The organism is Micromonospora sp. NPDC003816 (assembly GCF_042874705.1).
Lineage (GTDB): Bacteria > Actinomycetota > Actinomycetes > Mycobacteriales > Micromonosporaceae > Micromonospora.
This window is the reverse complement of record NZ_JBIANP010000003.1, coordinates 601,860-616,582: the sequence shown is the minus strand read 5'-3', so window position 1 is coordinate 616,582 and position 14,723 is coordinate 601,860. Positions and strand designations below refer to the sequence as shown.

13 protein-coding genes are annotated in these 14,723 nt (G+C 74.1%); 11 read left to right on the top strand and 2 right to left on the bottom strand.

Annotation, left to right across the window (positions count from 1 at the left end):
• Nucleotides 1–58: 58 nt before the first annotated feature.
• Both ACFYTT_RS13680 and ACFYTT_RS13675 read right to left on the bottom strand, forming a co-directional pair.
• Entirely contained in the window at nucleotides 59–1,546 is a 1,488-nt protein-coding gene (locus ACFYTT_RS13680; protein WP_387259228.1) for a hypothetical protein, read from the bottom strand.
• Between the two features lie 256 nt (nucleotides 1,547–1,802).
• Nucleotides 1,803–2,777, bottom strand: a complete 975-nt coding sequence (locus ACFYTT_RS13675; RefSeq protein ID WP_131054087.1) for an alpha/beta hydrolase — start codon at nucleotides 2,775–2,777, stop codon at nucleotides 1,803–1,805.
• A gap of 240 nt (nucleotides 2,778–3,017) precedes the next feature.
• Between ACFYTT_RS13675 and ACFYTT_RS13670 the strand changes: the two genes are divergently transcribed.
• From ACFYTT_RS13670 to ACFYTT_RS13620, 11 genes are all read left to right on the top strand, one after another.
• A complete protein-coding gene (locus tag ACFYTT_RS13670; RefSeq protein WP_176093121.1) occupies nucleotides 3,018–4,574 on the top strand; it encodes a phage tail sheath subtilisin-like domain-containing protein in 1,557 nt (518 codons plus the stop codon).
• A 50-nt stretch (nucleotides 4,575–4,624) separates the two neighbouring features.
• Nucleotides 4,625–5,068, top strand: coding sequence for a phage tail protein (locus ACFYTT_RS13665; RefSeq protein WP_131054089.1), 444 nt, complete (start codon nucleotides 4,625–4,627; stop codon nucleotides 5,066–5,068).
• Between the two features lie 86 nt (nucleotides 5,069–5,154).
• Complete coding sequence (locus tag ACFYTT_RS13660; RefSeq protein WP_131054090.1) at nucleotides 5,155–5,637, top strand: hypothetical protein; 483 nt, start codon at nucleotides 5,155–5,157, stop codon at nucleotides 5,635–5,637.
• Complete coding sequence (locus ACFYTT_RS13655; RefSeq protein WP_162854369.1) at nucleotides 5,634–5,792, top strand: DUF6760 family protein; 159 nt, start codon at nucleotides 5,634–5,636, stop codon at nucleotides 5,790–5,792. Before ACFYTT_RS13660 ends, ACFYTT_RS13655 begins: the two co-directional genes overlap by 4 nt.
• Before the next feature lie 6 nt (nucleotides 5,793–5,798).
• Nucleotides 5,799–8,969: a hypothetical protein gene (locus ACFYTT_RS13650; protein WP_387259222.1), complete on the top strand. Its 3,171-nt coding sequence runs from the start codon at nucleotides 5,799–5,801 to the stop codon at nucleotides 8,967–8,969.
• Nucleotides 8,966–9,394, top strand: a complete 429-nt coding sequence (locus ACFYTT_RS13645; protein WP_387259220.1) for a phage tail protein — start codon at nucleotides 8,966–8,968, stop codon at nucleotides 9,392–9,394. The genes ACFYTT_RS13650 and ACFYTT_RS13645 overlap by 4 nt, the downstream gene beginning before the upstream one ends.
• Nucleotide 9,395: 1 nt before the next feature.
• Nucleotides 9,396–10,145 (top strand): peptidase M23, encoded by a 750-nt coding sequence (locus ACFYTT_RS13640; protein ID WP_357212412.1) that lies wholly within the window; start codon nucleotides 9,396–9,398, stop codon nucleotides 10,143–10,145.
• Between the two features lie 3 nt (nucleotides 10,146–10,148).
• The gene (locus ACFYTT_RS13635) at nucleotides 10,149–11,966 is read left to right on the top strand and encodes a VgrG-related protein (protein WP_176093118.1); all 1,818 of its coding nucleotides are present in this window, start codon (nucleotides 10,149–10,151) and stop codon (nucleotides 11,964–11,966) included.
• 13 nt (nucleotides 11,967–11,979) lie between these two features.
• Nucleotides 11,980–12,333, top strand: coding sequence for a PAAR domain-containing protein (locus tag ACFYTT_RS13630; protein ID WP_387259217.1), 354 nt, complete (start codon nucleotides 11,980–11,982; stop codon nucleotides 12,331–12,333).
• A 5-nt stretch (nucleotides 12,334–12,338) separates the two neighbouring features.
• Nucleotides 12,339–12,761, top strand: coding sequence for a GPW/gp25 family protein (locus ACFYTT_RS13625; RefSeq protein WP_176093116.1), 423 nt, complete (start codon nucleotides 12,339–12,341; stop codon nucleotides 12,759–12,761).
• On the top strand, nucleotides 12,761–14,710 hold the full coding sequence (locus tag ACFYTT_RS13620; protein ID WP_387259214.1) for a putative baseplate assembly protein: 1,950 nt from the start codon (nucleotides 12,761–12,763) through the stop codon (nucleotides 14,708–14,710). The genes ACFYTT_RS13625 and ACFYTT_RS13620 overlap by 1 nt, the downstream gene beginning before the upstream one ends.
• The last annotated feature ends 13 nt before the right edge of the window (nucleotides 14,711–14,723 follow it).

Below are 14,723 nucleotides of genomic sequence, written 5' to 3'. Positions count from 1 at the left end.
CGCGCACCCTCGTCGAGGGGCCTGGGCCCCTCGACGAAGGTGTCCGGCCGGTCCGGCCTCATCTGGGGGCGGGTCTGATCTCGTCCGGGTCGTCGGGCTCGGGCGCGGCGACCGCCGGCTCGTCGGCGACGAGCTGTGCGTAGTCGTCGCCGGTGCCGACCAGCGCGGTGAAGATCTCCCGCAGCCGGCGCTCGTCCCGGCCCGCCCGGTTGATCTGCTCGGTCAGCTTGGCGTCCTCCGCCTTGAGCTTGCGCAGCCAGTCGCCGCCGAGCGTGACCCGCATGGTGTCCAGCTTGCCCACCCCGATCTTGTCCTGCTTGAGCCCGCCGACGCTGGACGCCGGGTTGGCGGTCGCCTCGGTGGACTTGGCGGTGTGGCGGTATCCGACCGGATTCCTCGGGGCGTTCGGATCCGGCTTGGACAGCCCGACCGCGTGCAGCAACGTATCCGCCACCGATTCGGGGGCGGTGGTCTCCAGGCCGATCTGGAGCCAGCCGATGTCGCTGCTGGTGGGCGGTTTGTAGACGAGCAGGATGTGGCCGTGCACGCCGTTGGGGAGCACCACGTCACCGTTGAAGTCACGGCTGCCGATCCCGCCGGCCGCGATGTCCGCGCCACGCTCGTCGCGACGGGGGTACTTGAAGAGTTTGCCGGCCGTCGCCTTCACAGCGCCGACCTCGCGCAGCGTCTCCTCGCTGCCGCCGGTCATGTCGTGCGTGCTGAACGCCCGCTTCGGCAGGTTCCGCATCCCCAACCACTCCGGCAGCGACCTGCCACCGATCGGTTCCGCCGTCTCCTCCCGGGGGATCTCCACCCGGACGTTGACCCGTCCGCCGTGCGCGAGGGCCCGCGCCACGGCGCCGGTGTGGCGGCGCCACTGCCGGTCCGCCGAGTTCTTGCCCTCGGCTCCGGCCACCTCCAGACCCTGCTGGATGATCACGAACAGCCGCCGGAGCAGCGTGTTGGCCTGCTGGTTCTTTCGGTTGAACTCATCGATCTGCTGCGCGCTGAGTCCCTCGGTGTTCTCCTGGCCGGCCTGGAGATCCTGGGCGGCGAGGGTGGCCGCGAACGTGTCGCGCACGTCAGTGGTCAGTTCCGCCTCCAGTTCCGCGCGCAGCGGGTCGCCCTCGGGCGCGGACCGCATCATGATTCCCCGGGCCAGCACGTAGGCGGGGGTGTCGCGACGGTTCCCGGGTTCCGCCCGCCGCTCCCAGGCCAGGGTCGCGACGTACAGCCGCTTTCCCGGCGGCCGTTGCAACCAGTCGTAGTACTTGCCGGTGTCCAGGTACCTGTTCGCTTCCTCGAGCGACCCGGTCTCGGCCTGCACCGCACTGCCGGGACCGGCCGTCTCGATCGCATCCCGCTCAGCGGGGCTGAGCAGCGGTCCCCGGGACAGGCGCGGGGTGTAGTCCGGTGCCGCCTGCTCGGTCGCGGCCGACTGGGCACCGCCAGGCGCCCGCTGCACCGGCAGGGCGGGTGCGCCGCCGTGCTCACCGGAGAGTGCCGCAGCGACGGCCGCGTTCCCGGCGGCGTGCTGAAGCGCCATGATCGGATGTTCCGGCCGGGCACCGGACGCGGTGCCACCGCGACGGACCGACCCTCCCGTACCGCGCTCGCCCTGGTCCTGGCGCCACTCTCCGGCCCGCATCGTGCTCCTTCCGGCCCGCCGGACGTCCTGCCGTCCACAAGTCTCGCGGCCGGACGGGCAGGTGACGGTGACCGCGAGGGCACATCTCCGGGAAAGGCACCCGGGTCGGATCGGGAAGTGCCGGCGACGCGGGCGGGCATCGGCGGCGCACCGCTCAGGCCAGCCGCAGCACCCGCTTGAGGAAGGTGACCGCCTGGTGGATGGCCGCCTCGGCCGCCTCGGTGCCGCGCAACGCGTCGAGCATCACGAAGTCGTGGATGACCCCCTGGTAGCGGGTCGCCGAGACCTGCACACCGGCCGACCGCAGCAGGTGGGCGTACGCCTCGCCCTCGTCCCGCAGCACGTCGGCCTCGGCGGTGACGACCAGCGCGGGCGGCAGTCCGGCGAGGTGTTCCGGGGCTGCCCGCAGCGGCGAGGCGGCCACCTCGGCCCGCACCGCCTCGTCCGGCGCGTACTGGTCCCAGAACCAGCGCATCGTGTCCCGGCGCAAATGGAAGCCCTCGGCGAACATCCGGTACGACGCGGTGTCGAAGCGGGCGTCGGTGACCGGATAGAACAGCACCTGCCCGACCGGTCGTGGCGTACCGCGCCGCTTGGCCAGCAGCGTCACCGCCGTCGCCAGGGTGCCGCCCACCGAGTCACCGGCCACGGCGATCCGCTCACCGTCCAGGTCGGCCGCACCCGGTCCGGCGAGCCAGCGCAGCACCGCGTGGCACTCCTCGACCGCCACCGGGTAGCACGCCTCGGGCGCGAGGCTGTAGTACGGGAAGACCACGGCGGCACCGGTGCCGACGGCCAACTCCCGGACCAACCGGTCGTGGGTGCCGCAGTTGCCGAGGACCCAGCCGGTGCCGTGCAGATAGAGGATCACCGGCAGCCGGCCGATGGCACCGGCCGGTCGGACCACCCGGACCGCGATCTCGCCGCCCGGCCCGCCGGGCACCACCCGCTCGTCCAGGTCGGCGTCGGGCCTGGCGAGGTTCCCGGACTGGAGGTCGTCCAGGACCCGCCGGCCCCGCTCCGGCCCGAGCTCGTGCAGGTACGGCGGTCGCGCGGTCGCCTCGGCGAACCGTCGGGCGGCGGGTTCCAGCACGATCCCGGCGGGGACGTCTCGCCTGAGGATGGGCATCCGACCACTCCCGGGATCCGGGCCGCGAACGCGGCGGAGACTCCGGGGTGTCCCCCGGGTACGCGGAGCCTCTCCGGCCCCCGTCCGGAAAGACATCCGCCATCTGACGGCACTCCCGGTGGACTGCCCCTTCGGGTAGTGGCCGCTTCCCCGCCGCCCGCCCGTCGAGTCATGGTTGCCGCCACCGGGCGTGACCAGACTTCTCCTCACGGATCGCCGTCGTGCCCGAGGGAGCGTGTCATGCCGTCGTACCTGTCACCCGGGGTGTACGTGGAGGAGGTGCCGAGCGGTTCGCGCCCGATCGAGGGTGTGGGCACCGCCGTCGCCGCCTTCGTGGGCTTCGCCGCCAGGGGGCCGTTCCACACCGCGACCCTGGTGACCAACTGGAGCCAGTTCGTCCAGACGTTCGGGGAGGCGCTCGACGACGCCTACCTCGCGCACGCGGTGTACGGCTACTTCGCCAACGGCGGCGGCATCTGCTACGTGGTGCGGGTCGGTGCCCCGGAGGCGGCGACCGAGGCGACCGGGTCGACCAGGGCGGGCCGCACGGTCACCGGGCCGTCGGTGGCACTCGGCACCTTCACCGTCACCGCGCTGCCCGGTTCCGGTGACGCCGGTGAGCTGACCGTGGAGGTGGCCGACGTCGAGGGCGAGTCCGTGCCGGAGGACCGGTTCCGGTTGGTCGTCCGGCAGGGCGGCACGGAACGGGAGGCGTTCGACGTCTCCGCGAAGCGCAACACCAAGGCGTACGTGGTCAACCAGGTGCGGGAACGGTCGAAGCTGATCGCGGTCGAGGAGGCGGCACCGGCGAGTTCGCTGGCCCGGCCCTCGAAACAGTCGGTGAGCGTACCGCCGGTGCCGGCCGAGGACGCCGGCCTGCCCGCCCGGATCTCCGCCGACGACTACGTCGGTGACGCCGACGCCCGGACCGGCTTCGGCGGGCTGGAGGCGGTCGACGAGATCACCATGATCGCGGTACCCGACCTGATGAGCGCGTACCAGCAGGGCCGGATCAGCCTGGAGGACGTCAAGGCGGTCCAACTGGCGGTCATCTCGCACTGCGAGCAGATGGGCGACCGGATGGCGCTGCTCGACCCGCCGCCGGAGCTGACCGCCCGGCAGGTGCTCACCTGGCGGCAGGAGGAGGCCGGGTACGACTCCCGGTTCGCCGCGCTCTACTACCCCTGGGTCAAGGTGTTCGACCCGGCCAGCGGGCAGCACCGGTTCCTGCCGCCGAGCGGGCACGTCGCCGGCCTGTGGTCGCGTACGGACGCGGAGCGCGGCGTCCACAAGGCACCGGCGAACGACGTGCTCCGGGGCGTGATCGAGGTGCAGAACTCGGTGACGAAGGGCGAGCAGGACCTGCTCAACCCGGTCGGCGTGAACTGCATCCGGACCTTCCCCGGTCGCGGCATCCGGGTGTGGGGCGCCCGCACCCTCTCCTCGGACCCCGCCTGGCGCTACATCAACGTGCGCCGGCTGTTCAACTACATCGAGGAGTCCATCCTGCTCGGCACCCAGTGGGCCGTCTTCGAGCCGAACGACGAGCGGCTCTGGGGCACGATCCGGCGCAACATCGCCGCCTTCCTCACCGAGGAGTGGCGCGGCGGCGCGCTCTTCGGCAGCACGGCCTCCGAGGCCTTCTACGTCAAGTGCGACCGGGAGACGAACCCGCCGGAGTCGGTCAATCTCGGCCGGGTGGTCTGCGAGGTCGGCGTCTCCCCGGTGCGGCCCGCCGAGTTCGTCGTCTTCCGGATGTCGCAGTACTCCGACAGCACCAGCCTCGTCTCCGAATGACCCGACGCGTACCCACCCAAGTGACGGCAAGGAAAGGACGGTAGCCAGCGATGGCGGAGACGGGCGACACCTTCGTAACCCACCGGTTCCAGGTGGAACTGGGCAAGGCACGGGTCGAATCGGTCCAGGAGGTCAGCGGCCTCACCGTGGAACTCGACGCGATCGAGGTCACCCAGGTCACCCCGACCGGGGAGTACATCATCCGCAAGATCCCGGGGGCCCGGAAGGGCGGCGAGGTGACCATCACCCGTGGCCTGGACAAGAGCAGCGCCTTCACCGAGTGGATCAAGGACACGTACGAGAAGGGCGCGATCAACACGGCCCGACAGAACATCAGCGTGATCGTGGTGGACGCGGAGAACTCCGAGCAGCGCCGCTGGGACCTGAGCAACGCCTGGGTGAGCCGGTGGGAAGGCCCCAGCCTGCGGGCCGGCGACACGTCCCCGGCCACCGAGAAGATCACCATCGTCTTCGAGGAAATCACCAGTTCCTGAGGTGCTCCGCCACGGACCGCGTGAAGGGAGGCAGCGGCGGCCACTCCCGGCCCGACTCGGGCCGGGTCCGCACGCCGTGAGGTCGGATGAGACGACGAACCGTTTCGTACACCGCCCCGGAGGAGCCGCTCGACGGCTCGGACTCCGACCCCGGGGCCGCCCCGGTCGGCCGGGCCGCACCACCGCCCGAGCCGCCGAGGCTCCAGACCGAGTTCTCCTTCGAACTCCCCCGGGGTTACGTCGACGAGGCGGGCACCCTGCACCGGCACGGCACCATGCGGCTGGCGACCGCCCGCGACGAACTCGGTCCGCTGGTCGACCTGCGGGTCAAGGACAACCCCGCATACCTGTCGGTGGTGCTGCTCAGCATGGTCGTCACCCGGCTGGGCACGATCACCGACGTACGGGCCGAACACGTGGAACGGCTGTTCGCCTCGGACCTGACCTTCCTCCAGGACTTCTACCGCCGCATCAACGCCGAGGGGCACACCCGCGCCGCGGTCACCTGCCCGCACTGCACCTCGGACTTCGAGGTGGACCTGGCCGGTGGTCGCCCGGGGGAATCGTGACGTACGCGACCGACCGGCTCTACGAGGAGGTCGCGTACGTCGCCTACCACTTCCACTGGTCCCGCGACGAGATCCTCGACCTGCGCCACGACGAACGGCGGCGCTACGTCGCGGAGATCGCCGCCATCAACACGCGTGTCAACGAGGGGCGGTGATCGACGATGGGCGTACGCGACCTGCTCCGGCGGTGGCGCGGAGCGGACCGGCCCGACACCCTCGCGGTCGACCCGACCCCGGTCGCTGACCCGACCCCCGCCCCGGTCGTCGACGGCCGGGGCTGGCGGAGCGTACCGCCGATGGACGGCCTGCTCACCGGCGTCGAGATGCCGATCAGCGACCCGGTCGGGTTCCGGCACCGGCTGGCCACCTGGCAGGACCCCACCGCCCGACGTCCGCTGCTCCACCTGGTCAGTCCCGACGCGCCCAGTGGGCTGGCACACGACCTGCTCCGCCCGGTGCCCGCGACGGCGGCGACGCCGGTCCGTGCCACCGCCTCCCCCCGGTCCGGGCAGCACCCGGCCACCGCCGGTCCCGCCCTGCCGGTGCAACGCCGCGCCGCCGCCGGTTCCCCGGCCGCTCCGGGTCCGGCGCTCCCGGCGGACCTGCGCACACCGTCGGCCTCCGCCACCGGTTCGCCGCCCGGAGCGGACGGTCCGTCGCCCGACGGCCCGGCCCGGACGCCGGCCACCGCCGTGGCGCCCCGGCCGGTCCGCCCCGCCCCGGCCCGCCGCGCCGGTACGCCGTTGACGCTCGCCCCGGCCACCACGCCACCGCGTCGAGTGCCCGCCCGGCAGTCCGGCCCCACCGACCTCGCCCGAACGCCCGTCACCGCCTCCCGGTCCGGCCCGGACTCCACCGGCTCCGCCGCACCGGCTCCCGGCACCGCCGCGCGCCCCGCCCCCGCCGTGCCCCGCTCGGCCACACCGGCCTCCGCCACACCGGCCTCCGCCGCGCCGAGGACTGCCGCGCCGACCGGCACCGCAACGACCAGCACCGCAACGACCAGCGTCGCGCCGACCGCCGCCGCGTCGAGCAGTGCCGCGTCGACCAGTGCCGCGTCGAGCAGTGCCGCGTCGGCCCGTCTCGCTCCGGTGCCCCGCGCGTCGAGCGACCGCGCCCCGGCAGAGACCGCGCCGAGCCGCCACGACCCGCTGCCCGCCGCCGCGCGGACCGGCGGCGTCCCGGTGCAGACCGCTCCGGCCCGTCGGGACCTGCCGACTGCCACGTCGACCGCCAGCGGCGCGCCCACCGGCAGCGCCTCGACCGTGCCCGCACCGACCGGCAGCGGCTCGCTCACGCCCACCGGCAGCGTCTTCGTCTCGCCCGCGTCGACCGGCAGCGCCTCGAACCCGCCCGCGTCGACGGGCAGCGCCTCGACGTACCCCGCGCCGGCCGGTGCCGCCTCGGCACCCACCGCGCCGTCCGGTAACGCGCCGGCACCCGCCGCACCGGTCCGCCGCGACCCGCCGCCGGCCACACCGACCCGCCACGGCCCGCCGTCTGCCCCGTCGGCCGGGTCTGCCCCGTCGATCGGGTCGGTACCGGTGTCGCGGGCACCCCGGGTCGGTGGTGCTCCCCCGCGAATCGGCCTCGGCGAGCCCGTCGTGATGCCGGCGCCCGATCCGGACGCGCCACCGGCGGTGCTGTCCGCGCGTCGTCCCGCCCCGGACCAGCCACGGCCCCGGGCAGTCGGTCGAGGCTCCGGTGCCGCGCCGTCCGGCACGACCGGCGGCACCCCGGCACCCGCCGTACAGCGGTCCACGTCCGGCCACCATGGAGGTTCGGCGGCCGGCACCGTTCCGGCCGCGCCCCGAGGCGGCGCGACACCACCGGCGCACCGGCACGGCGGCCCCGCCGTACGCGCCGGGGCCGGTCCGCAGTCCCCGACCGCCGCACCGGCCGACCGGACCGTGACCGGCCGACCGGAAACCGATCCGGCGGCACGGCCACCCGGTGCCGGAGCGTCGAGGTCGGAAGCCGGAGCGGGGCCGTCCGGCCCGGGTCGGTCACCGCTCCGGGAGGTACCGGCGGGTCGGAGCGGTCCGCCGGTACCTCCCCCCCACCCGCCGGTGGGCCTCGGGACGCCGCTCGCCCCGGACGCGCCGCCACCACGGATCGTGGCCCGGCCGGTAGCCGCCACGTCGGCCCCGCCCCGGCAGGCCACCGCCGATCCCTCGCCCCGCTCCGGCGGCACCGCCCACCGTCCGGCACCGCCGGCGGTCTCCGCGTCGGCCGCGATCACGCCGTCGGCGGGCACGGCCCAGGTCCGCCCACACGGCACGTCACCGGCGGCCCGTACGTCCACGGACATGTCCCCGGCACACCCGGACCGTCCCGGCGGCGCACAGCAGGCCACGCGCGCGGTGTCGTACCCCGCCGAGCCGTCCGCTCCGGCGGCGGCCGGGCGACCGCGCCCCGGATCGCCGACCGTCGTGCCGGGGACGCCGGTCGTCCGACCGCACGCCCCGGTCGCCGCCTCGACGACGGCGGGGGGTCCGACGGCTCCGGGTGCCGGTCCGGAGCCGACGCGGGCTGGTGCGACGGCTGGAGCACCCGGCGTGGCGCACCGGCGGGCGCGTCACGTCCCGCTTCTCGGCGAGCGGCCCCTGACACCGGTCCTGCAACGGTCCGGGCTCGGCGCGGCACCCCGACGCGGCCCGGACCGAACGCCGACCGGAGCCCGCACCTCGGCCGGACCGGCGGTGCCGGTCCGCTGGACGCGGTCACCCGGCGGCGGACCGGCGACCACGACCAGCCGGACTCCGGCGAGCACCAGGGAGGCGCCCACGATGGCGGCACCAGTCGCACCAGTCGCCGGCCACGGCACCCGGACCACTGCGGCCACCGCGCCGCACCCGGCCCGGCCACCGGCCCGACAGGTCGCCGGACCGAGCCCGGCACCCTTCACGGTCGCCGCGTCGGTGCCCGCCGGCCCGGTTCCGCGCCCGGTCGTGACCCGCGCGGCGAGTACCGGCACGTCCACCGGCACCGCGGCACCGGTCCAGCGCACCCCGCGCGGCAGCACGTCGACGGCGCCGCATCCCGCCCGGACGGTCCAACGGACCGGACCGGTGACGGCCGGCTCCTCGACCGCCACCCGTACCGCGACGGCCGCCGCCGGCTCGACCGGTACGACCCGGGACGCCAGCACCCAGACGGGGCGCGACGGGGGACGCGAGGACCGCGACAGCGCCGAACGGTTCCACCACCTCGACCGGCGGGCCCTGGACGAACTCGCCCACCGCCTCGTCGAACCGATCTCCCGGCTGCTGCGGACCGAACTCCGACGGGGACGCGAACGCTCCGGCCGGTGGCTGGACGGTGGGCGGTGAGCGACATCGATCCCGGCACCAGCGTCCACTTCCGGCTCCGCATCGACGGCATCGACCTCGGCGACTGGAACTCGTGCGACGGGCTCGGCTGCGAGGTCGAGGTGGAGCAGCACCAGGAGGGCGGCAACAACGGCTTCGTCTGGCAACTGCCGTCGCGGGTGCGCTACACCAACGTCACCCTCACCCGACCGCTGATCCCGGACACCGCCAAGGTGGCCCGGATGCTCGCCAAACAGCCGCAGGGCGTCACCCGGGGCACCGCCCAGATCGCGGCGCTGCGGCCGGACCGGGCCCTGCTGGTCCAGTGGGGACTGGCCGATGTCGTCCTGGTGCGCTGGACCGGCCCGTCCTTCGACCCGTCCCGGTCGGAGACGGCGACGGAGAGCATCGAACTCGCCTACCACGGCTTCCTGGAGGTGGGCTGACGTGCCGACCGGCAAGGTCTCCGCGTTCCTCCAGCGCTACCACCCACCGCTGGGCGGCGGTAACCGCCCCGGCGGGTCGCTCGGCGGCCCGATCACCTTCATGTTCAACCCGAACGAGCTGACGTTGACCAAGTCGGCCTCCTGGATCCCACACGTGGTCCGGGGCGCCGAGCAGGTCGGCATCCCGGAGTTCACCGGCTCGGAGCCGCGCAGCCTCGCACTGACCGTCTTCCTCGACGTGACCGACACGCACAGCCGTACGGTGCAGCAGCGGGTCGAGAGCCTGCTCTCCTGCTGTACGCCGACGACCGCCAGCATCGCGGCGAAGGCGCCCTCGCCACCGTGGGTGAAGTTCACCTGGGGTCAGTTCCAGACCGTCTCGTTCTACTCGTACGTCAGCCAGGTCACCGCCACGTACACGCTGTTCGACAGCTCCGGGACCCCGTTGCGGGCGACCTGCGCGGTGAACCTGACCGAGATCAGCGGCAGCAAGCCGGCCCAGAACCCGACCTCCGGCACCCGGTCGGCGCGCCGGGTGCACCGGGTGGTGGACGGCGACTCGTTGCCGCTGCTGGCCCATCGCGAGTACGGGGACCCGACGGTGTGGCGGGTGATCGCCGAGGCGAACGAGATCGACGACCCGAGCCGGCTGCCGCCCGGCACCGAGCTGCTGTTGCCCGCCCCCGACGAGGTCCCCGCCGCGCTGTCCCGGGCACCCGTCGGGTCCGGCGCCGCGACGGAAGGCAGGTAGCCCGTGCCCACCGGAACCCTCACCAACATCCTCAAAATCGGCCTGCCCTCGGCGGAACTCCCCGACCCCTGGCCGGACGAGTTGGCGTACGGCTGCGTCGAGGACGGCGTCAACATGCCGGCGGTGGCCACCCTGCGCTACCGCGACCCCGGTTCGCTGCTGGTGCAGAAGGTCGGCATCACGATCGGCCAGCAGGTGACCGTGGCGGTCCGGCCCGGTGACCGCAACGGCGAGACCGCGCTGTTCACCGGCGAGGTGGTCACCGTCGAGACGGAGTTCGACGGCACCGGCACGTACACCACGATCCGGGCCCTGGACCTGTCACACCGGCTGCGGCGCGGCCGGCGGGTGGCCCGCTACCTCAACCGGAAGGCGTCCGACATCGCCCGGGAGCTGGCCCGGTTCGCCGGCCTGCCGATCGGCCGGATCGATCCCACCACCGTGGTCTACGAGGTGGTGGCGCAGCCCAACGTCAGCGACTGGGAGTTCCTCCGGATGCTGGCCGCCGACAACGACGCCGAGGTGGCGATGGTCGACGGCGAGTTCGAGTTCCGCCGGCCGGTCCGCGCCGCCTCCGCCCCCGGCCCGCAGACACCCGCCGAACGCAGCGACTTCGTGGCGGAGGTGAACGGCAACGTGCTCACCATGCACGCCACCGTCACCTCGGTCGGCCAGTTCACCGACGTGGAGGTACGCGGCTGGGACCGCCGTACCCGCCAGCCGGTGATCGGCCGCACCCGGGTACGCGACAGCGACGAGGTGCGGCTGCCGGTGACCGCAGGCGAGGTGGCGGAGGGGTTCGGCACCGCCGAGATGCTGGTCGCCGACGTGCCGTACGAGACGGCGGCCGAGGTCGACACCGTGTCCCGCTCACTGGCCGCCCAGGTGGCGACCGGCTTCGCCGAACTCGAGGTGGCGGTCCGGGGCAACCCGCTGCTGCGCACCGGCGTGCCGTTCACGCTCAGCGGCGTCGGGAAGCCCTTCGTCGGCAAGTACACCGTGACCGCCAGCCGGCACGTCTTCGGACCGGCGCGGTTCTACGAGACCTGGCTGACGGTCAGCGGCGCCCAGGACCGGTCGCTCGGCGGCCTGACCGGGGGCACCCCGGCGGCGCTGCGGTCACGGATGCCGGGGCTGGCCATCGGCGTGGTCACCGACGCCAACGCCACCCGTGACCGCAACCACCCGGAACGCCGGGACCGGGGCTGGGTCAAGCTGCGCTTCCCCTGGCTCGACGACGAGTACGAGACCGACTGGGTCCGCACGGTGCAACTGGGCGGGACCGGCGGCGGCGGGGTCTGCTGCCCCGAGGTCGGCGACGAGGTGCTCGTCGGGTTCGAGCAGGGACTACTCGACCGGCCGTACGTCATCGGTGGGCTCTACAACGGCGTCGACCAGCCGTCGCCGCACGACGGGCCACTCGTCGACCCGACGAGCGGGGCGGTGAACCGGCTCTCGTTCGCCTCCCGTCAGGGCCGGGCGGCCGGCGGGCGGACCACCGGCAACTGGGTGGAACTGCTCGACGGGCCGACCGTCGCCGCAGCGGCCCAGGGGGTCCGGCTACGGACCCAGAGCGGCACCGACAACCTGCTGGTGCACCTGGACCGGGCCGGCACCTCGGTGATCGTCCGCAGCGACGGCAGCGTGGTGATCGAGGCCAAGACCGACCTCACCGTCCGGGGCACCGGGGGTGTCTCGGTCGAGTCGAGCGGGCCGGTCTCGGTCACCGGTCGGGGCGTGTCGGTGGACGCCGGCGGCGGCGAGCTGAAACTCACCGGTGGCAGCGTGTCGATCTCCGGCCAGATCGTCCGGATCAACTGAGGAGGGAAACGCGATGCCAGCAGCAGCCCGCGTCGGGGACAGGATCGGCCACGGCGTACCCACCGGAAGCGTCGGCCCGCCCGCCGCAGGTCTGCCCGGGGTGCCACCGCCGACGCCCGGTCCCCTGCTCGGCGTGGCCAGCGTGCTCATCGGTGGCCGACCGGCGGCGGTGGTCGGCACCGTGTGCACCTGCCCGGTCCCGCCACCGCACCTGGTCCTCGGCCCGGGCAACGTGGTGATGCCCAGCCCGCCACGGGCGGGCGGGCTGGTGCTGATCGGTGGCTTCCCCGCCGCCCGGGTCGGCGACCGCACCACCTGCTCGGCGACGATCCTGACCGGTGCCCCGAACGTCACGATCGGGGGCTGAGCGAGGTGGCGGAGCAGTTCATCGGCGCCGGGTGGGCGTTCCCGCTCCGGTTCGACGCCGGTGGCGGGATCGCACTGGTCAACCGGGAGCGGGAGATCGTCGAGGCGATCCGGCTCATCCTCGGCACCGCCCCCGGCGAGCGACCCATGCGCCCCGAGTTCGGCTGCGCCATCCACGACTACGTCTTCGCGCCGGCCGACGAGAACACCGCCGGGCAGGTCGCCTTCGAGGTACGCGCCGCACTCGACCGCTGGGAGCCCCGGATCGAGGTCACCGACGTCCTCGTGGGCTTCGACGAGGTGACCGCCGGCACCCTCTACATCGACCTGCGGTACGTGCTGCGCGGGACCAACGATCCCCGCAACCTGGTCTTCCCGTTCTACGTGATCCCGTCGCACGACGGGGCCGAGGTGGAGGCGACGTACTGATGGTCCTGCCCGCACCCCACCTCGACGACCGGCGTTTCCAGCACCTCGTGGACGACGCCAAACGCTTCATCCAGCAGCGCTGCCCGGAGTGGACCGACCACAACGTCTCCGATCCGGGGGTCACGCTGGTCGAGGCGTTCGCGCAGATGACCGACGAGCTGCTGTACCGGTTGAACCGGGTGCCGGAGAAGAACTACCTGGCCTTCCTCGACCTGATCGGCGTACGCCTCTTCCCGCCGACCGCGGCCCGGGCCGCGCTCTCCTTCTGGCTCGCCGCCCCGCAGGCCGAGACGGTGCTGCTGCGGGCCGGGACCGAGGCCGGCACGATCCGCACCGAGACGGAGGAGGCCATCGTCTTCGCCACCGTCACCGACCTGGCGATCGTGCCGTGCGAGCTGGCCCACCTGCGCGTCCACCCCGCCGACGGCAAGGCCGCCGACCGCACCGAGCAGGTACGCGACGGCCGGGACGTGGCCTGCTTCGGCACCCCGCCCACGGCCGGCGACGCGGTGCTGTTCGGCCTGGACGCGGCGGTCCCGTCCTGCACGGTGGTGCTGCGGCTGGAGAGCCGGGTCGAGGGGATCGGCGTCGACCCCCGGCAGCCGCCCGTGCGCTGGGAGGCCTGGGACGGCGCGCGCTGGACGGAGTGCGAGGTGGACAGCGACTCCACCGGTGGACTCAACCGGCCCGGAGACGTGGTGCTGCACGTACCCGCCGGACACACCGCCTCCACCGTCGGCGGCCAGCGGGCCGGCTGGCTGCGGTGCCGGCTGGTCGCCGCCGAACCCGGCCAGCCGTTCTACTCGGCGTCCCCGACGATCCGGGCCGCGACGGCCTTCACCATCGGCGGCACCGTCGAGGCGGTGCACGCCGAGACGGTGGTGGGTGAGTTCCTCGGCGAGTCCGAGGGGGTGCCGGGGCTGCACCTGCGGGTGGCCCGCCCGCCGGTGCTCCCCGACGACGAGCCGTTCGTGGTCGAGGTCTCCGACGGCACCGGCTGGCAGGAGTGGACCGAGGTGGACGCGTTCGGCGCCACCGGTCCGGACGACCGCTGCGTGACCGTGGACCGGACCACCGGCGAGGTGGCGTTCGGGCCGGCGGTCCGGGAACCCGACGGAACGCTGCGCCGCTACGGCGCGGTGCCGCCCAACGGCGCCCGGCTGCGGGTCCGGCGCTACCGCACCGGCGGTGGGCGGCGCGGGAACGTGGCCCGGGGCGCGATCTCGATGCTGCGCAGCTCGGTGCCGTACGTCAGCCGGGTGGAGAACCGGGAGGCCGCTCTCGGCGGGGTGGACGGCGAGTCGGTGCAGAGTGCCCGGCAGCGGGGCCCGGTGCAGTTGCGGGCACAGGACCGGGCCGTCACCGCCCGGGACTACGAGCTGATCGCCGGGCAGGCCGTGCCGGCCGCCGCCCGGATCCGCTGCCTGCCCGCCGGGGACGGCGCCGACTCCGGCGGCGTACGCCTGCTGGTGGTGCCGGAGGCGGTCGCGGACGCCGGTGAGCAGCTTCGCTTCGAGCAGCTGATCCCGCCCGACGACATGCTCGCCACCATCGCCGCACACCTGGACGCGCGGCGGCCCATCGGCGTACGGCTCAGCGTGGAACCGCCCTTCTACCAGGGCGTCACCGTGGCGGTCCGGTTGACCGCCCGGCCCGGTGCGACGGCCGGGCGCATCCGGACGGCGGTGCTCGACGCGCTCTACGGCTACCTCAACCCGCTGCGCGGCGGGCCGGACGGGACGGGCTGGCCGTTCGGGCGGCCGGTGCAGGCCGGCGAACTCTTCGGGGTGCTCCAGCCGCTGCCCGGCGTCGCGTTGCTGGAGGAGGTCCTGCTCTTCCCCGCCGACCCGCTCACCGGCCGACGGGGCACGGCCACGTCCCGGGTCGACCTCGACCCGCACGCGTTGGCCTTCTCCTACGAACACCAGGTCCGGATCGAGGAACGCTAGGTCCGCCCGGACC

Bases quoted from the DNA above. Each gene is read 5' to 3' on its own strand.
- ACFYTT_RS13680 (WP_387259228.1), bottom strand. From the start codon at position 1,546: ATGGCGCTTCAGCACGCCGCCGGGAACGCGGCCGTCGCTGCGGCACTC.
- ACFYTT_RS13675 (WP_131054087.1), bottom strand. From the start codon at position 2,777: ATGCCCATCCTCAGGCGAGACGTCCCCGCCGGGATCGTGCTGGAACCC.
- ACFYTT_RS13670 (WP_176093121.1), top strand. From the start codon at position 3,018: ATGCCGTCGTACCTGTCACCCGGGGTGTACGTGGAGGAGGTGCCGAGC.
- ACFYTT_RS13665 (WP_131054089.1), top strand. From the start codon at position 4,625: ATGGCGGAGACGGGCGACACCTTCGTAACCCACCGGTTCCAGGTGGAA.
- ACFYTT_RS13660 (WP_131054090.1), top strand. From the start codon at position 5,155: ATGAGACGACGAACCGTTTCGTACACCGCCCCGGAGGAGCCGCTCGAC.
- ACFYTT_RS13650 (WP_387259222.1), top strand. From the start codon at position 5,799: ATGGGCGTACGCGACCTGCTCCGGCGGTGGCGCGGAGCGGACCGGCCC.
- ACFYTT_RS13630 (WP_387259217.1), top strand. From the start codon at position 11,980: ATGCCAGCAGCAGCCCGCGTCGGGGACAGGATCGGCCACGGCGTACCC.
- ACFYTT_RS13620 (WP_387259214.1), top strand. From the start codon at position 12,761: ATGGTCCTGCCCGCACCCCACCTCGACGACCGGCGTTTCCAGCACCTC.